This window comes from Chroococcus sp. FPU101 (assembly GCF_017312365.1).
Taxonomy (GTDB): domain Bacteria; phylum Cyanobacteriota; class Cyanobacteriia; order Cyanobacteriales; family Microcystaceae; genus Chroococcus.
The window spans coordinates 1-21,351 of sequence record NZ_BLJI01000040.1; the positions used below are offsets into that span (position 1 = coordinate 1).

The window sequence follows — 21,351 nt, forward strand, 5'->3', positions numbered from 1 at the left end:
CTATTTATAGCCAGATTAAAAATACTTCACCCATTGAGAGAGTAACGATACAAAGAGCCTATGCCAACTGGAGTGATCCGAGATTAACTATTATGAAAGGTGAAATAAATGAATTAGGGATTCTAATGAATTGGTATTATTTCCCTATTTTATACCTTTATATGACAAAAGAGGGATAATTCAAAGATTATGCCCGTCAAAGTCCTTAATGATCAAGGACAAGGATCTCTTAGTTCAGTCGCGCAAGGTGTACGCTATGCGGCTGACAATGGTGCAAAAGTGATTCATTTCAGCTTAGGTGGCTCTGTTGGAAGTAGTGAGTTTCAAGCAGCTATACAATATGCTAGTAGCAAAGGTGCAGTGGTTGTGATGGCAGCAGGTAACTCTGGTGGTTTAACACCCGGTTATCCCGCAGCTTATGCAACTAACTGGGGTCTTGCCGTCGGTGCAGTCAATCAAAATAATAATTTTGCTTCTTTCTCAAACCGAGCAGGTTCTAACCTATCTCTAGCCTATGTTACCGCATCTGGTGTTAATATCTATATATTCCACAACTCCAAACAATAGCTATCGGACTTAGGGCGGAACTTCGATGGCATCTCCTCATGTAGCAGGTGTAGTAGGCTTAATGTTGAGTGCTAATCCTAATCTAACAGGACTGCAAATTCGAGATATTTTAATGCAAACGTCGGCTTAAAATCTAATTTTCTCTAAGGGGTTTGCTTGCCAGACCCTATCTAACGTGCTTATAAAATCGATCAGCGAGTGATTCTTAATTACTGATTTAAACGGCAATTTGACGAAAGTACAGCAAAAGATCAACAAGACCGCTTCACAATAAGTTAAGAAAAATATCCTTAACCTACCCATTTTTTAAACCATCAGGTACAGTATAAATAAATTTAGTCGTTCACTTTATTTGATTGTAGCTAGACATACAAAAACTTTGACTGAATTTGCTACCTTATTAATTTAAATCATTAGTCAATTAATTAAGAAAACGTTTAAAAAACTCAAAATAACAAAAATCAATGTGAAAATTTGGCCATCGGGAAAACAGATGAATTTATAGATCCAGTCTCATCAACATAGCTTATGAATAACTTTAAAATACCGCCAACTCAAACCGCCGAACTCCTCATCAACAGCAATGAAAAAATCTCACCCATTGACGAAGAAATTGAACGGCATTTTTTAGAATGGACAGATGAACGAGTTCCCACTGGCTATACAAAAACCACCTCAGACGACACAGTAGGAGCCTTCTTCAAAGAAATGGCACGTTATCCCCTACTCCAACCCTCTGAAGAAGTCGAACTCGCCTACGCCGTCAAATACCTTGCCGATGCCGAATCAAAACGGCTCGAACTAAGCGAACTCTTACAGCGTCAACCGACAAAACTAGAATGGGCTCTCTTCTTAGGTTTAGAAAATGAACGAGTCTTAGAGAACCGTCTGTACAAAGGACGTACCGCCAAACGCAAAATGATTCGTTCTAATCTGAGATTAGTCGTCTCGATCGCCAAACGTTATCTCAATCGTGGCGTACCTTTTTTAGACCTGATCCAAGAAGGAGCGATCGGCTTAAACCGCGCCGCCGAAAAATTCGACCCCAACAAAGGCTATAAATTCTCCACCTATGCCTATTGGTGGATACGTCAAGCGATTACTCGTACCATCGCTAATGACTCGAGAACCATCCGTTTACCGATTCATATCGTCGAAAAACTCAATAAACTCAAAAAAGCCCAACGAGTTCTCAAACAAAAACTACAACGTAACCCCAACGAACTTGAACTCGCTATTGAACTCGAAGTCACACCCGAACAACTTAGACAACTCTTACAATTACGTCGTCAATCTCTTTCACTCAACCATCGAGTCGGCAAAGGAGAAGACACCGAATTAGTCGATTTACTCGAAGACGAAGAACTGCAACTACCAGAAGAGCAAATGAATGAAGCAATGATGCGCTCTGAAATTGCCGCCGTCTTGAGTGATGTTCTAACTCAACGAGAAAAAGATGTCATTTCATTGCGTTATGGCTTAGTCACTGCTCAACCCTATACCCTCGAAGAAGTTGGCGCGATGTTTAACCTTTCACGAGAAAGAGTCAGACAAATTCAAAGTAAAGCGATGAGAAAACTACGCCGTCCACAGGTAGCACGCCGTCTTAAAGGATGGTTAAGTTAATCAATTGATGGGGGCAGTGGGACTTGAACCCACACGACCTGATAAGGGTCAACGGATTTTAAGTCCGTAGCGTCTACCATTCCGCCACGCCCCCAAGTTTTTTTGAGCCGACGATCTTCTATTGTATCACAAGTCTTCTTTCTAGGCAATAGGCTAAAAATAGAATTCCTGATAGTTCCCTCTCCTTTTAGGTGAGGTCACAACTCTAAGGATAATTGTACATACGGGCTTTCTAAACTCGGTGAGTGATTGCCATCCAAGGCTAACAGATAATCCTCGTACCAGATTTCTGAACTACCTGGACATCGTTCATCTTTAAACAACCACTGCCTAAAAACTTCTTCTCTACCATCTCTCGGTAAAGTAATTTGATAAACCCTAATCGATTTTTTCTGAATTTTTTCTAAGCGAACTTGGGTTAATCCGTAACCGAGTAAATCTAAAAGTCTTCTAATAATAGTAATTGGGCTAGAATTACCCGCCAAACCAATTTTAGTAATCGACTTAATTTCTGAACGATTATGAATAGCAATTTTAGCCATTTTCTGTAAATCTAAATCAGTTGGGCGCAATTCTCGTTCGGGATGAGCCAATAAAACCGAAATTCCTAAAACTTCCATCGTACCAATGATTGCTCCGAGTTGCGAGCCATTAAAATCAGGAATAAAAAGACTACCATGACCACAATCTAACAATTTTTTCGCGATTAAAGTATCTCGATCCGATAAAAATTGTCGTCCAATTGTTAAAAAATAATGTCTCCTTAATTTCTGATACCAACCCGCATCATCTTTCATAACTAATTCCGCATTAACGGGAATGCCATAACGTTTTTGTAAATCATATTTTTTCAGGGAACGACGTTCTGATATTGATTTAATAAGTCGCTTTTTGATCTGTCGATATTCATCATCTGATAAAAGATTAGATTTTGCGATCGCTTGACACTCTTCTTGATAGTTTTGTTCTCGAACCGCGTTAATTGCTTCAGCTAATTGATTTTGTTTTTGTTGATTTTTTTCGATGTCTTGAGTAACTTCAATCTTTTGATGTCCCTCATGTTCTAGCTGTCCTAAGATATTTTCTCGATAATTAATCATTGACGCATTAACTCGCACTGCCATTTTAGCCCAACACAGTAATGATTCGGCTTGAAAACCTGTATCTAAATCATTAAGCGCGTCTAAATCTGACTGTTGTAATAAACGAATATTTAAGTCTACTAATCGATGTCCAGAACTAAGCAAAGATGGAATTGAAGTCGCACCATTTCCCACTTGATTAAAGCCATAGGAAGCTAACCAAACATAACGAGGAATATTTTCTCTAACCCGTCCTAAAGATTGACAAATAGAAGTGACAGTTTGTAGTCCTTGAGCTAAACACCAAACCGAAGTAAAATGACCTTTGATATCAATACTAACTCCCGTTTCTATTGACGGACTTGCTAAAACAATATCATAGTTTTTCAAGATATCATTAAGATGAGTCATACATTGATAAGCAGGATGAGTAGGCTCAATCAATGACTCAGAATCAATGCGTAAGATTCGGACTTTCGGAAATTGTTTTTTAAAATAGGATTCTAAATTACACGTTCCCCACTGACTGGTTAATTTTTGTGCCGAGAGACAAATCAAAGGTTTCCCACCATCACGAATATATTTAACTAAATCTTTGATGAACTTTTTCGGTGTACTTTCAGGATAATTATAAAACTGATAGGCTTCTGCTTGACTGGGTTTCCAATTATTTTGGATGATAAATGGTTTTAAAGGAATGCCAGACAGGGAGATTAAGTAATCTAAAGAAATATCACTTAAATCAGCATCGGCTAAATAAACTTGTCCGCGACTACTTAAAACATTTTGAATTAGAGTTTTTAAAGATTTAAGAATAGGGACACGATAATTTTTACAGGTATCGGAATTTAAACCATGCCAGAGAACTTGTTCAACTTCATCAATAATTACAAGGCTATCTTTCCATTGTGACGCATCAAATTGTGCCTGTGAATGAGGATGAAGTGAATCAATACATAAGCCATAACCTAAAAGTTGTTTTTGATGATCATCTCGAACTTCAGTCACATATTGTAATCCAAAACGATGACAGAGTTCTTCAACTAATTTAATACGATGACCAATGACTAACACCTTTTGATGATTGACTAAAGCTTGAGCAACAATTGTTTCAAGAAAAAGAGTTTTACCTGTTCCTTTAGGTGATTTAAGAGCAATGAGTTTAGCTGCCTGAGGAATGGCTAAATTAGGTAAATAGCGTTGATGAATCTCTAAATCAGCTTGATAAGTTAATTGATTTAAGACTTGAGCTTGCCAGATGTCGAAAGAAAGTGCTTTTTGATAGGTTTCATCAAAAACGGATTGACCTTGATTTGCTAAAAAATCATCAACTCCTTTACCTAAATTGGCTTTCCAAGTGATGACTTTTACTGAACATCCGATTTGTGTTAATAAATAACCCATCCGCTTAATTGCCGTATTAACTGCTGTGATCGTATTCGGTTTAGTATCTTGATCAAAAACTAGATAAATTGCTCTTCCTGATGTCGCTAACTGTTGTAATTGAGGGATTAAATAAGCCTTGCCAATACGATGACCTAAATCATCTTTTGGAACTCGATAACCATTGTGAATACCTGGTAATGCGATCGCGGGATAACCTGCTGTTAATAATGCCCCTGCTTTTTTCGCTCCTTCGGTAATACAAAGCGGAATTTGTGGATGATTCTTCAGCCACTGCCAAAAACCAAAATCAGGTTGCTGGCGATCAATTTCATGTGATAAGATGGGAACCCCGAAGCGTTCTGAGATCATTTGCCAAATATGTAGCGGAACTCGTAAGGCAAATAGTCCCGTTGCTGTTTTGGGAGGATGTTCGTATTTAATGAGTTTCTGTTGCTCTCCGAAACGCGGTGCATTGGGCTTAAAACACCCCCATAAATCATCATGCCCCGTCAGTAAATCGATACCTGCACACCACCAGCCACCCTGTTCTGTGTGTTCGTAACGTTTCAGAAGACTTTGAGTCACTCTCCCGTCATTGCGTCTTGGTAGATCATCAGAATAGAGTAAGTAGTCAGTCGGAACAGAACCCTCTAAAGCAGTGACATTAAGACGAATCAACTGTTCATCTACACAACTATTTTGCCACTCTGTTAGATAATTCATCTGTTCTAAACTCCAACTAACCACTATCTATAGTGTTTTGCTTTAATATTCTACATATAAAACACTAGATGTGGAAAAGAATTAGATGATTAAGCTGAATCCTCACAGAGTGAAAAGCGATAAACGTTTAAGGGTTTCTTTATAATTAAAAGAAAGCGTTATCTTAAAATTTATCTTTATGAGTGAACAACCTAAGCAAATTTGTATATTAGGTGGCGGGTTTGGCGGACTATATACAGCCCTACGTTTAAGTCAACTTCCTTGGGAAAATAACCAAAAACCCTCAATATTCCTCATTGATAAAAGCGATCGCTTCTTATTTTCTCCTCTATTGTACGAACTCATCACCTCAGAAATGCAATCTTGGGAAATTGCCCCACCGTTTGTCGAACTTTTAGCCGACACCTCGGTCAATTTTCATCAAGGAATCGTTACTGGAATTGATATCACTAACCAACAAATACAAATCGATAATCGTTCCAATCTAGCATATGATCAATTAGTCATCACGATGGGCGGTCAAACCCCAATTATCGGTATTCCTGGGGCAAAAGATCATGCTATTCCCTTTCGGACACTAAAAGATGCTTATAAACTCGGTGAAAAACTTAGAGATTTAGAACAGTCTAACGCTGAAAAAATTAGAGTTGCTGTTGTTGGTGGGGGTTATAGTGGTATAGAAATTGCCTGTAAATTAGCCGATCGTTTAGGAGAACGCGGCAGACTGAGAATTATTGAAAAAAGTGATATGATTCTGAGAAATTCACCCGATCACAATCGCAAAGCAGCGCAAAAAGCCTTAGAAAAACGTTTCATCTGGCAAGATCTCGAAACAAACGTTACAGAAATTACAGCCGATAGTATTTCCTTGGAATACAAAGGGGAAATAACCACCCTCCCAGTTGATATCGTACTTTGGACAGTCGGATCACAAACATCGGATTTTATCGCTAATTTACCCCTACAACACAATGCACAGAAACAATTAACCATCAATCCATTTTTACAAGCGATCGATCATCCCAATATTTATGTTTTAGGAGATGTCGCCGACTGTCAAGATATTACTGGACAAAAAGTTCCCGCAACCGCTCAAGTCGCCATTCAACAATCTGATTATTGTGCGTGGAATATTTGGGCTAGTCTGAATAAACGACCGCTATTACCCTTCCGCTATCAAGCATTAGGTGAAATGCTTACCCTTGGTATAGATGATGCTACCCTAAGCGGTTTTGGCATCTCTTTAGATGGCTCTGCGGCTCATTTAATCCGTCGCTTAATTTATCTCTATCGCTTGCCCACCCTTAAACATCAACTCAATGTCGGCTTAAGTTGGATCACTCAACCCATTTTAGAAATGATCCAACATTAATGATGACGCTACCTCAAATCATTTGAGATGTCCAAGTAGGGCCTTGACAACGAGGCCCTTTTGGTGTCCAAATCAGCAAATCAATATACATTCGGCGGGCCTCCATTTTGGCATCCCAAGCGTGATAAACCACGTATTCCGCTTGACCGTGGGGACTGAGTGCGATCGAGTTATGACCTGGCCCTAACACAACATCTGGAACTGTCCGCAAAACTCGCGCCCCTGATTCACTTCCAACATCGGAGTAGGGCCCCATGACGTGATCGGCAACCCCATAATCTACCCCGTAGTTTTCGCTATCCCAACGACCACCGCTATAGAAGCAATAGTAACGGTTATAATGCTTACGAACACAGGGGCCCTCTAAAGTATGCCAATCGTAAATCTTACCGTACATCGGACGATCGGCTAAAAATCGTTGCCAGTCATGACGGGCCCGCAAAACCACCTTAGTTTCTCCTGCTAACTTCGTCATGGTCATCAGGCGATCAACAACTAATGCAGTTCCCGCACGAACGCCATTTTCAGTATCGAGAAAATCCTGTGCATAAAAGAGATACCATTGACCGTCCGAATCTTGAAAGGGACTTGGATCGATCGCAAATGGACAGTTTTTTGGCTCGACCAATGGCTCACCAGTATCTTGATACGGCCCTAAAGGTTTAGAACTCGTGGCAACCCGTAACTGATGGTTTTTATCCTCATGCCCAACAGAATAATAGAGGTAAAACATCCCATCACAATAGGCAACTTCAGGGGCCCAGAAATTATCCCCTAGTGTAGGATCCAGACGTTGTAAAGCGTTTCCAGCAAACTGCCAGTTAGCTAAATTATCAGACCACAGCAAAGGAAAAACTCGCCTTTGCTCAATCTCATCCACCTGTCCCACTGCTTCTGTACGTCCTGTACCGATCGCATAATAGACCCCCTGATGTTGCCAAACAAACGGATCAGCAAAATAATCTGAATAAACGGGATTCGTGTAATTTGTCATAGCAATGACAATTAGTACTCAAAATTAATATAAGTTTCTGTCATCTGGTCTGGTAACTGTTCGACGAGCCGACACCGAAGTAACTGCTGAAGTTGGGATGACAAACCATTGTAGTAATCTTGCGCCAGAGTTAAATCTACCTTATGGGTGTGTAGCCAGTGCATAATATAACCCATCACAATCATAGGGCGTGGTTGCTCTGTTCGATTCGGTGTACCCCGATGCAGTGCCAAAGGTGAGCGAATCATTACATCTCCAGGCTGCATATAAAACTGTTCCATTGGAATTTCACCTGCTTGAATTTTAACTAATCCCTCTTCACGTGGCATCCGATGAGTTCCCCGCGCCATCTCAAACGGCCCATTTTCAGAAGTCACTTCAACTAAAGGAAAATTAACAGCCAGAGCATAAAGCGGTGTGACAATCTGATCGGTAAATAGTGGTCTAAAATCACGATGAATGATTTGATACTCAGACCCCTGCATCGGAATATCTGCTGCTAATTGAACTAGCTTATATTCTTGGTAATACACGCGATCTAGCACGCCCAAAATGGTTGGATTGGCAAACACTTCTGGATTAGCAAAGGGAGGCACCCAAGGTAATGTAACATAGCAACGTGCCTTACCTCTGGGAGCAATCCCAAGCGATCGCTGTTGCCGTTCTTGAAATAACGCATCGAAAGCAACTGCCCATTCTTCAATTAGCGATCGTTCAAATAACCCGCGAATCACACAAATTCCATCTCGATTAAGATCTTCTGCAAACTGATCGAGATCAAGGTCGGTAAAGGTTGTAGTATTAATGCTTTGAATCATGTTTTCGTCTGTTCCAGCTAAAGATTATATAGCTAGATTTAGCTCTCGATTCAAGCTAAATGTAGCTATCACTTGCGAGATCTATTCTCTCTAACGGTTGAAGCGTAATGGCTCTTGTATCGGCAATTCTTCAAAAAACTTAATTTCTTTTGGTAGGTATTCTTTTAGGTTTAATATGAGTTATAATAGAAATAATATTTAAAATTTTTAGTTTAGCTTTAAGAGAAAAACAAATAGTCATCAATAAACAATTCTAACGATATTTTTTTTTATGAAATAAGGGAATTAACCACCAAATAATCCCGATTAGAAGCCCAATAATGATAGTTCCGAGCAATGACCAGCTATACCCTACAACTTCATTCAATACTAACTGTGTAGTTGAAATCAAAGCAACAGAAAGTGAAATTGTTCCAACAATAATGATATGGGTTGACGTTTGCTTAAACTTGATACGGTGCCGTAAAGGTCGTTCAAGACGATGTTGTGCTGCTGGTGCGCTATAGCAGATCAAGCTAATAATCGATGAAATAAAAGCGACGATATAAACCCACTTTTCAAAAAGCTCAATTTTAGAAAATCCCTCATTGAAGGGCAAAAGAATCAAAAATCCTACTAATATTTGGCTCCCCTGTTGCAAGACCCGCAACTCCTGCAACATCTCATTCAAGCTCTTTTGCTCATACTCACTGTCATTTAGTGTTTCTGGGAAACCAGACGAAATCTCGTGATTGGCCATAAATTTTCGTCCTCTGATTTAGCTTTGATTAAAATGCTGAATGAGCTCCAGTTCATCTTCTTAAGTTAAGAATAGATTAAGATGAGTGGTTAGTCATCTCCCTCTCTAGACAGAAAGATCATTTTTTAGGTTGAAATAATGCTCATTTGCTTTTCGCTAAAAGTGACATGAGTTTAGGATAGATAGATTTAAAGCTAAAATCCTGTTAAAGCGAACAGGTTTTAGTTTAAGATGTCTAAATTTATGAGCAAACTTGTCAAATTTTCACCAAAATATATAAAAAAGCTTATTCTTGTTTCTTTCTTGGGACGGAAGAAAATAGTAATATATCTTAATAACATATAAATAAAGGTAGTAAAAATTATCCATCATAGGAAAATTATTTATGTTACGGAAAATTAATTTTGCCCTAAAAATCGTTTTATTTAGTACTCTTTTTGCCTCTTTAGAGCAAGCATCTATTGAAGCGCAACAAGTTAATTCAAGAACCCAACTCCGTTCTAGACCTATTCTTTCTAATTTAGAAAGTCGTTCTTTTGCTGAAGATCCTGAAGCCTTTTTCCCAGATTCTCAGCAAGACACACTTAATTATCCTGATGGTACTGTAGGTAGACGTACTCAAACCCAATCCAATTTTAAGTTTATTGGTCAAGAATTTAAAGTAATTATGGGAGAGACAACTAACGCTGATCCAGAATTTGATACTTTTGCAAGAAATGAAGCTCAAACTGATAAAGTGCGCGTTCTGTTTCAAATTGATGAATGGAAAAACTAAAGATCATATAACTAATGAATCCTCTTGAAATTGAAGGCGGTTTAATTACAGTCCAAACCAATCTAATCGAACTTAATAATGATCTTTTAGTACAGACGACTGAAGCCATTCCACAAATCATTATTACTTCTCCATCAAAGCCTAAAAAAACTTTTACTAAAGATGAAATTCGTACCAGTCTAAAAGCCTCAACATGGGATGGCATTTTTGCCACCATTTTTTCTAATATCACTGGTGGAGTTCTATTAAATAATTTTTTGGTAGAACTAAATGCTAATCCCACTGAAATCGGGATGTTATCTTCAATTCCGATGTTGATTAATTTGTTGCAACCGTTGGGAGCATACCTATCAGAACTTACTAATAGTCGTCACTACTTTAATCTGTGGGTGTATGGTTTATCTCGCATCATCTGGCTTATTTTGTTGTTGGGTATTGGCTTGGCTAACTGGCATTATATTGAGTCACATCAGCTAATCATTTGGACATTAGGAGTTGTTCTACTCAGTCATTTAATCGGTTCTTTGGGGAGTGCGTCTTGGCTTAGTTGGTTGGCTATCTTAGTTCCAAAACGTTTACGGGGACGTTATTTTGGCTTTCGTAATAGTGTGATTAGCCTCACGAATTTGATCAGTGTGCCTTTATTGGGTTGGGCGATCGCAACTTGGCCAAGTGGTTCAATTCAAGGCTATGGAATCATGTTAGTGTTAGGCATTGTCACAGGATTTATCAGCTTAGGTTTTCAATGTCTGATGACAGATGTCAATCCGCAGCAACAAAAATTAAAATTAGATGTAGATGAATCGGTTGAGGCGATCGCAACTGAACAACAGCAATCAATAATTCCTCAAAACAGTATCCTACGAGACTATAAATTTTTAAAATTTCTGATCTACTTTTGCTTTTGGATGTTTGCGGTTAATCTAAGTGCGCCATTTTTTGCTCTTTATATGCTCGGCTGGCTTAATCTTGATGTACGCTATGTAACGATTTATAGTAGTTTACACGCTGGGGCTTATCTAATTTCGTTAATCGCATGGGGCAAATTATCGGATCGCATTGGTAATCGTCCTATTCTCATGGGAATCGGTTTTATCTCAGCGTTTGTTCCCCTACTATGGTTAGTAATGGGAAATAATGCAATCTCAATTTGGCTCTTTTTGCCGCTACTTCATCTACTGCTAGGAGGAACAACATCAGCACTCGATTTGTGTACAACTAATTTACAATTAGGAGTCGCCCCCATTGCGCGTCAATCTCACTATTTCGGGATTGTTGCTGCGGTTGGTGGAGTCAGTGGCGCATTATCGACGACCGCAGGTGGTTTATTAGTAGAATTCCTGAAAAATGGCGGTTTTCCTGTGATCTTTGGGCTTTCTTGTGCCTTGCGTTTAGCGGCTCTCGTGCCACTGCTTTTTGTCCGCGAACAGAATACATTAAAATGATCTGTGTTGAACTGAATAATATGCAAAAACCCAAAGTTATTTTTTTAGATGCGGTTGGTACACTGTTTGGTGTAAAAGGCAGTGTTGGAGAAATTTATGGAACGATCGCCGCGTCTTTTGGTGTTAATGTGGAACCCAGTCAGTTAAACAAAGCTTTTTTTAAAAGTTTTAAAGCCTCTCCCCCTTTAGCTTTCCCAAATGTTGAATCTTGCAAAATTCCTCAATTAGAGTATCAATGGTGGAAAATCATCGCCTATTCTACATTTACTCGAGTTGGTGCAGTGGAGCAGTTTATTAATTTTGATGAATTTTTTAATCAACTTTATCACTATTTTGCACAAGCTGAGCCTTGGTTTGTCTATCCTGATGTAAAAAATGCTCTAACTCATTGGCAAAATCAAGAAATAGAACTCGGCATCATTTCTAATTTTGACAGTCGCATCGATTCGGTTTTAAAACATTTAGAGTTAGAATCTTTTTTTAAAAGTCTTACCATCTCATCCGAAACAGGTTTTGCTAAACCTCATCCCTCAATTTTTACAACCGCATTAGAAAAACATGATTGTCTTGCGTCTCAAGCTTGGCACGTCGGTGATAGTATTGCTGAAGACTATTATGGAGCAAAAGCGATCGGTATCACACCTTTTTTAATTAATCGCTGATTCTCTTAATTTTGATTTAAAGTAAAAATTACTCATTTTCCGTTCCTTTAAGCCGTAATCAATCATTAGATAATCTTGAATGGAACAAATTTCCAAAAAATTCATCGTAATCTCTATAAAAAAAGATTCAAGAATTAATTTTCTGATATTTTAAGAAGGATAAGTCCTTTAAGGTAAGTTGTGCTACGTTATTTTATTCCAATCTATGATCCAGAAGTAAAAAAGTGGTCAGTAGAGGCGCGTTTACTACGCTGGCTAACTTTCTTATGGTTAATTTTAGGATTGATTGCTTTATTCTCGGCTTCCTACGCTCTAAGTGATAGTCAAAATAACGATGGACTTTATTTTATCAAACGTCAACTGATTTGGGTCTGGTTTGGCTTAGTTGGGCTAAATTTGATTGTACAATGTCCTCTGAAAAATATGTTAAAGATTGCTCCTTGGATGATTCTAGGAGTCCTCGGCTTAATTATAAGTACACATATACCTGGATTAGGAGAAGAAGTCAATGGGGCGACGCGCTGGATTAAAATAGGGCCAATATCAATACAACCATCTGAATTAATGAAGCCCTTTTTAGTGTTACAAAGCGCACACTTATTCGGCAATTGGTATCGTTTACGTTGGGGATATCGTCTCGGATGGTTGGGGATCTTTGCCCTAACTTTAGCCGCAATTTTACTACAGCCGAATTTAAGTACGACTGCATTATGTGGGATGACGATTTGGTTAATTGCATTAGCGGCAGGATTACCGCTAACCTATTTAAGTGGGACTGCGATCGGTGGATTTGCGCTGGCTTTTTTAAGTATTAGTCTGCGAGAATATCAAAGACGACGAGTTTTGTCTTTTCTCAATCCTTGGGCGGATGCTAGGGGAGATGGTTATCAGCTAGTACAAAGTTTACTAGCTGTGGGTTCGGGAGGAACTTGGGGCAATGGTTACGGGTTATCTCAACAAAAACTGTTTTATTTGCCTTTTCCTGATACAGATTTTATTTTTGCGGTCTTCGCTGAAGAATTTGGCTTTGCGGGTGGAGTTGTCTTATTACTCTTACTCATGCTTTATGCGACTTTGGCGTTATTAGTTGCCCTTAAATGTCGTCACCCGATCAAACGATTAGTAGCTATGGGCGTTATGATTGTTTTAGTTGGTCAATCTTTACTTAATATTGGTGTCGCTACAGGTGCATTACCGACGACAGGTTTACCCCTTCCTCTCTTTAGCTATGGTGGGAGTTCAAGTCTAGCAAGTCTATTTCTAGCAGGGTTACTCATTCGAGTTGCTAGAGAAAGTAGTGAAGCAGATGTTGTTCCTTTTGCCTCCCGTCGTCTTTGAACAAGCAAAAAGTGTGAAATAATTGTAGGGATCTAATTTCTAAACCCCTACAGATAGTTTGTTAATTCATAACCATAACAAAAGGTTTAAACCGTTGGGCGATTTTCATAATAACCATGCTGTACATAGTGATAGCTTGCCTGAGAAAGATCACCGTTATAAAATGCAGCAACATCAGGGTTAGCATTATAGTATTGAACTGGATCAAAGGTCGTCGTCGGACGATTTTCAGCAATACCGTTATAGAGATAATGATATGTCGCCCCATAAGTATCGACATAGCCGTAGTATGGAGAGTAATAACTGTAAGACGGGATAATGTCGGGATTAGATGCTAGATAGCGATATTCATCAAATGTATCTCTAGCTCGTCCTTCTTCATAACCATAATCGACAAAATGCTCGACTGCTGCTTGTTGATTAATACCTAATTGATCATAGACATCTCTGTAAGACGCGAGGTATTGAAACCCATCAAAATCCCCATAGACTGGACGACCTTCACGATACCCAGATTCGATATAATGCTCAGTAGCCAAAGTACGATCGCTTCCTAAAGCATCAATTAGATCGGTATTTACTGCTAAATAGTTAGTTGCATTAAAAGTTAAAGGACGATATTCATAATAGCCGTGTTGTATATAATGTATTGTTGCAGCCTCAAGATCAAAACCAAATGTACCGATTAAATCAGAATTAGCGGCTAGATAAGAATATTCATTAAATGTATCTGCTGGTCTTCCTTCAGCATATCCATTCGTAATATAGTGTAGTGTTGCTCCTGCTAAATCTGGTGCTTGAGAATTAGAAAAATAACCACCATAAGTACTAATTAAATCCGTATTGGAAGCGATATACTGAGCCGCTTTGAACGTATCTAAAGGTCTTTCTTCAGTGTATCCGTTTTCAATATAATGACGGGTTGCCTCTGTACCATTCGCACCATAAGCATCTATTAAATCAGGATTTGAGGCTAGATATTCAAACTCATCAAATGAATCTATACTACGACCTTCAGCAAAACCAAAGTCGCGATAATGTTGATTAAAAGCCTCTAAATTATAACCATAGGCTTCGATTAAATCTGGATACGATGCACCATATTGCTCAGGGTTTTCTAGTATTGGGAAGGTATCATCTGTCCATGTTACGAGGAATACTTGATCAACCGTCCTATAATAACCATTAGGATCATCAATAGCTCCTAAAAGATTGTTACCTCTGAGATCGATAATTTCTTCATTTCCACTCGTCGTAGCTAAGGGTGATACCGCACCATTTCTATAGATATAAATATCATGGTTATCGTTGTAGTTTACAGAATTATCAACTCGCCAAACAATATTTTCACCATCTAATAATAAACTATCTTTATTAAGATTATCATCAGTTAATTGAGTGATAGTGTCACCATCATACAAAAATACTTCAGTATGATAGTTAGTTGATTCACTAGAACCTAACCAAGCTATTTTATTGCCACTGACTTGAGCATTTGATTTATTAAAACTATCATTGTTAATGATATTAGTTGTATTGCCATCATAAAGATATACTTGATTGTTTTCTATCCAAACAACATTTTGTCCATCAGTATCAAAGGAGCCATAATCAAACCCGTTTTGAGTTAACTGGATTGTGGCTGCACCATTGTATAAGAACAGTTCATCACGAGCAGCGATTCGATTAACGCTAGTCCAAATAATATAGTTTCCTTCGATTGTTTGTATGGCATCATAAGTTTGATTATCAGTAAGTTTGAGCGTTTGTCCATTATTGTAAAGTAGGATTTCTAGATCGCCTCCTTGCTCTGTTGGATCTTGTCCTTCCCAAACAATTTGATCACCATAAAATTGAGCTTTATATTCGCTAGTTTCATTATCAGTTATTTGTCGGGTTTGGTTCCCATCATAAAAGTAAAGGTCTGTTTGATATGAGCCAGTTTCTGGGTTATTTATCTCCTGATACCATAAAATTTTACCGTTAGAAATTTCAGGATATTTATCATCAGCAGTATTATTAGTTAGTTGTCGAGTTTGGTTCCCATCATAAAAGTAAATTTCTGAATCGCCATCATTAGATGAATACCAAACAATTTGGCTATTCGATACCCTTGGCCCAAAATCATCAGTTACATTATCAGAAATTTGAATCGTTCTAGATCCATCATAAAAGTAAATTTCATAGTCTTGAAACTCACTTTGTAACCCTCTCCATACCACTTGACTTTGTGCTAGATCACCATCAAAATCTTCATCGGGAAAAGCATTGTTAGTGAGCGGAATAATATTTAACATTTTAAACAATCTTTACTGAAAAATTATAAAAGTTTATTGCTCTGAATAGATTAAACATATCTAAGCTCTATTCATTAGATGGTTAGGAAAACAATATAACTTTAGTTTATCTTTAGGTTAAAAGCAGATTCTAAACTAATTATATAATCAATAGTTAAGCAATTGAACTATTGTAAACTTTTCAAAAGTAACAATTTGTATCAAAAAAATAAGCCTGACAAAAGGCTTAACAAATAGGTGATAAGGAAGCAGTAATTAAGTTTATTCTAGAATACAGCCACTTCTAGCAGGAAGCATTAATTTTAGTTGTTTTTTAGCATCAATCCATTCATATTCAAGATCACCATATAATATTTGCTCACCCTTAAAATTAATATTTTGATTGAGGTCAATAACAACTGTTTCAGATTGTTCACTGATATTAATCGCGATAATTAAAGTTTGCTCGGCGACAATTCTGGCAAAAACATAAACAGATTGATTAGCAAAAACAAATTTATATTTACCAGTACAAAATGCAGGACAATAGCGACGTAAATTAATTAACTTTTTGTGATAGTTTAATACGTCTAAATCCCATTGATTTTCGACTGGAAAACTACGACGACAGTCGGGATCTAAACCACCCACTAAACCAATTTCATCCCCATAATAAATACTCGGTGCGCCAGGAAATGTAAATAAGAGTAAAGTCGCTAATTCAATACTTTTAGAATCTTCACCAACAACCGTTCTATATCTGGCTGTATCATGACTATCTAAAAGGTTCATTTGGGTTAATTGAATTTGCCAAGGATATAAAGTTACTAACCGGTCAATTTTCTTGGCATATTCTTTAGCCGAAAGCGGTGGATAGGGATTATAGGGTGCAGATTCTACATAAATATCTAAGAGACGATCGCCTCCCACAAATGCAAGAATCTTTTCAGTCAAAAGATAGTTCATCACCCCATCAAATTGGGTTCCATCGAGCCATTGTCTCGCATCTGTCCAGATTTCTCCGACAATATAAGCTTCAGGATTAATCGCTTTAATTCGAGTGCGAAATTCTTGCCAAAATCCTGGGGTATGAATTTCATTGGGGACATCTAAACGCCAACCATCAATCCCTTTTTTAACCCAATATTCGCCAATTTGCATCAGATATTCTTTGACTTGTGGATGATCATGATTAAATTGCGGTAAAGCTCGAATATCCCACCAACTCATATAGTTAGCGGGTTTACTACCATCATAGGGAGAAAGCGGCCAATCAAGAATTCTAAACCAATCAACCCAAGGGGAATTACTCCCGTTTTCTAAAATATCATTAAAGAAGAAAAAGCCACGACTTGCATGATTAAAGACACCATCTAAAACCACTTTCATATCGCGTTGATGTGCCGCATCAAGTAACGCATCAAAAGCAATATTACCCCCTAACATTGGATCAACTTGATAATAATCATGAGTATGATAGCGATGATTGCAAGCGGATTGAAAAATTGGTGTAAAATAAATCGCGTTGACTCCTAATTCTTGGAGATAATCTAACTTTTCAATGACTCCCCAAAGATCTCCTCCTTTATAACCTTGTGAAGAGGGTAACGTGTCCCAAGGTTCAATTTTTTGGGGTTGCCATAGTCCTGGTTTAGGATGTTGTGTTTTAGCAAAGCGATCAGGAAAAATTTGATAAAATACAGCAGATTTTACCCAGTCTGGTGTCTTGATATCCATAATCATTTACTTGACAAGAGGTCTGAATAAGTGGGAATGTTCGGGATGATAGAGACGAGAACGGACTTTTTGCTCGGTTAATAACGCGGGACTAATGATATAAAGAGTTGTCCGAATTAGTTTTTCTTGTTCGGTGAGTTCGGTCATTTTATTAAGAGGAACGATCCAGATTTTTTCATCGGGCCAACCGACTCGAAAACAGACCGCTACGGGGGTATCTGCTGGATAATGTTGTAAAAGTTGGTTTTGTGCATCTTCAACATGACGGGCCGCTAAATATAAACATAAACTTGCTTGGTGAGAAGCAAGACTTGCTAATTCTTCAGTCGGGGGAACGGGGGAAGCTAAACCACTAACACGGGTCAGAATAATAGTCTGTACGAGGTTAGGAATAGTCAGTTCTGTCCCTAGTTTAGCGGCTGCGGCTTGAAATGCACTAATACCTGGGATCAGTTCAAAGGGAATATTTTCTTCAATCAGGGTTAAAATTTGTTCATGGATGGCACTATAAAGGGTAAGATCCCCCGAATGTAACCGAACGACGATCGCTTTATCTTTAACTCCCTCGATCATGATCGGTAAAATGTCCTCTAAGGTTTTATTCCCCGTTGGGATTAACTGTGCGTTACTACGGACATCTTGTAAGATTTGTTTAGGGACGAGAGAGTCTGCATAAAGAATAATATCCGCAGAAGTGAGAATTTTATAAGCTTTGAGGGTTAATAACTCTGGATCGCCTGGCCCGGCTCCAATAAAATAGACAGCAGGAGGATAAACGGTAGATGGGTGACTCAGCATTAATTAGTAGAGTAAGTTAGAGGTTTTCCGATTGTACCGAACATCGCAAAAAAATGCGTTTTGTTTTTTTTCAAAGCTTAATGTGAAAAACCATTTAAAGGTATGCTATTGAATGGCATCATAGTTATGGTAACTATTAAATCTGCTCTTGCTAGAACGACAATCATCAACCTATGGGCTTCGCTGACTTATCCATCAATGATATTGCTGCTGAATATAATCTAAGTGTAGAGACTGTGTACAGTTTGTGCGACCAGTTAAACGTCGGTTATAAAGATCAGCAAACCCTACTTGCGCTAGAGGATGCTAAAGCAGTTATTTCTCTGATTTTATCCCAACAATCAGGGTTAAATATTCAAACACAGGATAGCTCATTAAAAAAAAATTTATAAGCGTGTGATACCTAAGCACGGTTGATTGAAAGCATAGTAAGACGGATGATGGTTAATAGCGTTCCAATATAAGATGAATCATTCAAACTGTTTGAGGAGAACGATGATCAAGAGATTCTTTTGGGTGGCGATCGCCACAGTCTTTTTTATCTTCCAATTTCAGATCAATAGTGCTTTTGCTTTAGAACTCGATAGCGAAACCCGTACGATCCCTTTAAATGAAGGTGGAGAGTCGGTTACCTTAAGTTCTCAGCAAGTCACATCTGGACAACGAATCTTTAATGGTTCTTGCACCAAATGTCATTTACAAGGTAAAACCAAAACTAATAATAACGTCAGTTTAGGTTTATCTGATATGGCTGGGGCTGAACCTCCTAGAACTAATGTAACAGCCTTGGTTGACTACTTAAAGCATCCTACTAGCTACGATGGAGAAAAAGATCTATCTGAAGAACATCCTAATGTGACTCGGACTGATCTCTATCCTGAACTCAGAAATCTGACTGAAGATGATGTGTTCGATGTTGCTAGTTATTTACTAATCGCGCCTAAACTAGATGAGCGTTGGGGTGGTACGATTTATTTCTAAATCACGATTCGTTTACTATTAGCATACTTATCTTATTTTGTCAATCCCTCTAAAGTTTTAGGGGGATTTTAATTTATCTCTATATTAAGTTGATGATTCTTTCTTGAGGGTTGCATCAGTCGATAAAGCAGGGCAAAATGAGGGTTAATTAATCCCTTTTAAATTTTGATTTTTTAGAGGACAAAATTTGTGGTTCCCCTCCGCGATGATAATCCCATTAGCATTACTCCCTATGTTACCTATGGCATAATTGCCCTTAATATCCTCGTTTTTCTCTATCAAATTACTCTAACTCCCCAACAATTAGACGCTTTTTTTGAATCATTTGCCGTGATCCCCAAAGAACTGACTGCTAATTTTAATGGTATCCCAGTCGGTCAACCGATCCCTGAATGGTGGACGTTGATCACCTCACAATTTTTGCATGGTGGCTTTTTACACATTGCTGGAAATATGTTATTTTTGTGGATTTTTGGCAATAATGTTGAAGATCGTCTGGGTCATGTCAAATTCTTGATTTTTTATCTATCCTGCGGCGTTTTAGCGGCTCTTGCTCAGTGGTATTTTTCTTATAACTCAATGATTCCCTCTTTAGGTGCCAGTGGTGCGATCGCGGGAGTCATGGGTGCCTATATTCTGCGTTTTCCCCAAGCTCAAGTTGTGACACTCATTCCACTAGGATTATTATTTTGGACGTTTCGGGTTCCCGCGTTTTTATTCCTCGGTTTTTGGTTTGTCCAACAAGCTTTTTATAGTTTTGCAAGTCTCAGTGTACCGACTAATGTAGGGATGGAAAACGGTGGTATTGCTTATTGGGCCCATGCAGGTGGCTTTGTTTTTGGTGCGGTTCTCGGGCCGTTACTGGGTTTATTTCGCCCTGATAATACTCGTTTTTAGTTAATATACCGCATCGTTGATTATCGAACATAGTAGATACGTACTATTATTTAGATAGGACAGAAAACCCAGCAAAGCAAAAAATATAAGACGATAGAATAAAAGAGAAACTTTGAGCCATCAGTAAAGTAAATATGACTGTAACTACAGATAATGCTCGTGATCTATTTCGTAAAGCCTACGAAAACCGTTATACTTGGGATGCGAATTTCCCAGGCTATATCGCAGATATTACCCTCAAGCAAGGAAACGAAGTCTATACAGGTAAGCTACGAGTGAATGCGGACTATAGTGTAGAAGTTAGCGAAATAGAAGACGAAAAGGTCACTGAAAGTGTCTACAACCAACTCAGAGACATCGTAACCCATCGTAAACGCTCAAACTTTGAACAGTCTCACGGGAAGAATACTTTTAATTTAGGCAATGAAGACCCTACAGGTGCAGTCGAAATTTTAGTCACTGGGGATGCAATGGGGTCAAACTATAAAATTAGAGGAACAGAAATTTGTCAAGTTAGTCGTGTCATGGGGCCTGTAGCTTTTGTCATCAATACCGAAGAAAGCTTAGAAACCGATGAGGGCTATATTTCGACGAAATACAATGCAATTTTCCGAAATTCTAAAACCAATGAATTAAAAGGAAAAAGAGATTTTACCGAAAGTTACGAACAGTTCGGTAATTATTATCTTCCCACACATCAAGTGATTGACGCGATCGATGCAGGTGGTGAAAAGTTTGTCACTGAATTTATCTTTTCTAACATCCAGTTACTGGAAACCGTAACAGCTTAACCTTGGCTTTGAGCTAGGATAAAGAAAAAAGAGATTAACCAAATCATTAAACAAAAGAGGTTGTAATGGCACTAGCATTAACGTCAGAGAATGTAGAGACAGTTTTAGATGAAATGCGTCCCTATCTAATGGCTGATGGTGGTAACGTAGAATTAGTTGAAATTGATGGCCCCATTGTTAGACTACGTTTACAAGGTGCTTGCGGTTCTTGTCCAAGTTCTACCATGACCCTAAAAATGGGTATTGAACGTCGTTTACGAGAAATGATTCCAGAAGTAAACGAAGTTGAACAAGCTTTTTAATTAGAAAGAGTTTGGAGTAATTAGTAAGGGTTTGGTATCCAA

Annotated in this window: 20 protein-coding genes and 1 tRNA gene; 13 read left to right on the forward strand and 8 right to left on the reverse strand. The window is 38.3% G+C overall.

Translation table 11 applies throughout. The annotated features are described in order from the left end of the window. Positions 1 to 189: 189 nt before the first annotated feature. The 3 genes from CFPU101_RS21720 (at position 190) to CFPU101_RS21725 (ending at position 2,193) form a co-directional block, all read left to right on the forward strand. Positions 190 to 567, forward strand: coding sequence for a S8 family serine peptidase (locus CFPU101_RS21720; RefSeq protein WP_277988788.1), 378 nt, complete (start codon positions 190 to 192; stop codon positions 565 to 567). A 25-nt stretch (positions 568 to 592) separates the two neighbouring features. Further along, the gene (locus tag CFPU101_RS26055; RefSeq protein WP_277988789.1) at positions 593 to 697 is read left to right on the forward strand and encodes a S8 family serine peptidase; all 105 of its coding nucleotides are present in this window, start codon (positions 593 to 595) and stop codon (positions 695 to 697) included. A gap of 398 nt (positions 698 to 1,095) precedes the next feature. Beyond that, positions 1,096 to 2,193: an RNA polymerase sigma factor, RpoD/SigA family gene (locus CFPU101_RS21725; RefSeq protein WP_206817535.1), complete on the forward strand. Its 1,098-nt coding sequence runs from the start codon at positions 1,096 to 1,098 to the stop codon at positions 2,191 to 2,193. An 8-nt stretch (positions 2,194 to 2,201) separates the two neighbouring features. Here CFPU101_RS21725 and CFPU101_RS21730 read toward each other — a convergent pair. Then, positions 2,202 to 2,287, reverse strand: a tRNA-Leu gene (locus CFPU101_RS21730). 103 nt (positions 2,288 to 2,390) lie between these two features. Further along, positions 2,391 to 5,384 (reverse strand): plasmid replication protein, CyRepA1 family, encoded by a 2,994-nt coding sequence (locus CFPU101_RS21735; protein ID WP_206817537.1) that lies wholly within the window; start codon positions 5,382 to 5,384, stop codon positions 2,391 to 2,393. Between the two features lie 178 nt (positions 5,385 to 5,562). Here CFPU101_RS21735 and CFPU101_RS21740 point away from each other — a divergent pair, with 178 nt between their 5' ends. Beyond that, a complete protein-coding gene (locus CFPU101_RS21740; RefSeq protein ID WP_206817539.1) occupies positions 5,563 to 6,756 on the forward strand; it encodes an NAD(P)/FAD-dependent oxidoreductase in 1,194 nt (397 codons plus the stop codon). A 13-nt stretch (positions 6,757 to 6,769) separates the two neighbouring features. Here the strand turns inward: CFPU101_RS21740 and CFPU101_RS21745 are convergent, their stop codons facing one another. The 3 genes from CFPU101_RS21745 to CFPU101_RS21755 form a co-directional block, all read right to left on the reverse strand. Next, positions 6,770 to 7,750: a glycoside hydrolase family 43 protein gene (locus CFPU101_RS21745; RefSeq protein ID WP_206817541.1), complete on the reverse strand. Its 981-nt coding sequence runs from the start codon at positions 7,748 to 7,750 to the stop codon at positions 6,770 to 6,772. Positions 7,751 to 7,761: 11 nt separating this feature from the next. Continuing rightward, positions 7,762 to 8,568: a phytanoyl-CoA dioxygenase family protein gene (locus CFPU101_RS21750; protein WP_206817543.1), complete on the reverse strand. Its 807-nt coding sequence runs from the start codon at positions 8,566 to 8,568 to the stop codon at positions 7,762 to 7,764. Between the two features lie 253 nt (positions 8,569 to 8,821). Next, positions 8,822 to 9,307 carry a DUF6328 family protein gene (locus CFPU101_RS21755; protein WP_206817545.1) on the reverse strand — a complete coding sequence of 162 codons (486 nt, stop codon included), beginning with the start codon at positions 9,305 to 9,307 and terminating at the stop codon, positions 8,822 to 8,824. A 385-nt stretch (positions 9,308 to 9,692) separates the two neighbouring features. On the opposite strand from CFPU101_RS21755, the gene CFPU101_RS21760 reads away from it, so the two are divergent. The 4 genes from CFPU101_RS21760 (at position 9,693) to CFPU101_RS21775 (ending at position 13,527) form a co-directional block, all read left to right on the forward strand. Beyond that, complete coding sequence (locus CFPU101_RS21760; RefSeq protein ID WP_206817547.1) at positions 9,693 to 10,082, forward strand: hypothetical protein; 390 nt, start codon at positions 9,693 to 9,695, stop codon at positions 10,080 to 10,082. A gap of 14 nt (positions 10,083 to 10,096) precedes the next feature. Then, complete coding sequence (locus CFPU101_RS21765; RefSeq protein ID WP_206817549.1) at positions 10,097 to 11,527, forward strand: MFS transporter; 1,431 nt, start codon at positions 10,097 to 10,099, stop codon at positions 11,525 to 11,527. 20 nt (positions 11,528 to 11,547) lie between these two features. Beyond that, on the forward strand, positions 11,548 to 12,189 hold the full coding sequence (locus CFPU101_RS21770) for an HAD-IA family hydrolase (protein ID WP_206817551.1): 642 nt from the start codon (positions 11,548 to 11,550) through the stop codon (positions 12,187 to 12,189). Between the two features lie 180 nt (positions 12,190 to 12,369). Next, a complete protein-coding gene (locus CFPU101_RS21775; RefSeq protein ID WP_206817553.1) occupies positions 12,370 to 13,527 on the forward strand; it encodes an FtsW/RodA/SpoVE family cell cycle protein in 1,158 nt (385 codons plus the stop codon). Positions 13,528 to 13,613: 86 nt separating this feature from the next. Here the strand turns inward: CFPU101_RS21775 and CFPU101_RS21780 are convergent, their stop codons facing one another. The 3 genes from CFPU101_RS21780 to cobM form a co-directional block, all read right to left on the reverse strand. Further along, positions 13,614 to 15,824 carry a hypothetical protein gene (locus tag CFPU101_RS21780; RefSeq protein WP_206817555.1) on the reverse strand — a complete coding sequence of 737 codons (2,211 nt, stop codon included), beginning with the start codon at positions 15,822 to 15,824 and terminating at the stop codon, positions 13,614 to 13,616. A 261-nt stretch (positions 15,825 to 16,085) separates the two neighbouring features. Further along, positions 16,086 to 17,540 (reverse strand): glycoside hydrolase family 13 protein, encoded by a 1,455-nt coding sequence (locus CFPU101_RS21785; RefSeq protein ID WP_206817557.1) that lies wholly within the window; start codon positions 17,538 to 17,540, stop codon positions 16,086 to 16,088. A gap of 6 nt (positions 17,541 to 17,546) precedes the next feature. Continuing rightward, a complete protein-coding gene (gene cobM, locus CFPU101_RS21790; RefSeq protein ID WP_206817559.1) occupies positions 17,547 to 18,338 on the reverse strand; it encodes a precorrin-4 C(11)-methyltransferase in 792 nt (263 codons plus the stop codon). Positions 18,339 to 18,511: 173 nt separating this feature from the next. Here cobM and CFPU101_RS21795 point away from each other — a divergent pair, with 173 nt between their 5' ends. The 5 genes from CFPU101_RS21795 to CFPU101_RS21815 all read left to right on the forward strand — a co-directional run bounded on the left by CFPU101_RS21795 (position 18,512) and on the right by CFPU101_RS21815 (position 21,309). Then, positions 18,512 to 18,730, forward strand: coding sequence for a translation initiation factor IF-2 (locus tag CFPU101_RS21795; RefSeq protein ID WP_206817561.1), 219 nt, complete (start codon positions 18,512 to 18,514; stop codon positions 18,728 to 18,730). Between the two features lie 106 nt (positions 18,731 to 18,836). Then, a complete protein-coding gene (psbV, locus tag CFPU101_RS21800; RefSeq protein ID WP_206817576.1) occupies positions 18,837 to 19,319 on the forward strand; it encodes a photosystem II cytochrome c-550 in 483 nt (160 codons plus the stop codon). Between the two features lie 189 nt (positions 19,320 to 19,508). Then, positions 19,509 to 20,216, forward strand: a complete 708-nt coding sequence (locus tag CFPU101_RS21805) for a rhomboid family intramembrane serine protease (RefSeq protein ID WP_206817562.1) — start codon at positions 19,509 to 19,511, stop codon at positions 20,214 to 20,216. A gap of 134 nt (positions 20,217 to 20,350) precedes the next feature. Continuing rightward, the gene (locus tag CFPU101_RS21810) at positions 20,351 to 21,007 is read left to right on the forward strand and encodes a DUF3386 domain-containing protein (protein WP_206817564.1); all 657 of its coding nucleotides are present in this window, start codon (positions 20,351 to 20,353) and stop codon (positions 21,005 to 21,007) included. Positions 21,008 to 21,072: 65 nt separating this feature from the next. Next, a complete protein-coding gene (locus CFPU101_RS21815; RefSeq protein ID WP_206817565.1) occupies positions 21,073 to 21,309 on the forward strand; it encodes a NifU family protein in 237 nt (78 codons plus the stop codon). The last annotated feature ends 42 nt before the right edge of the window (positions 21,310 to 21,351 follow it).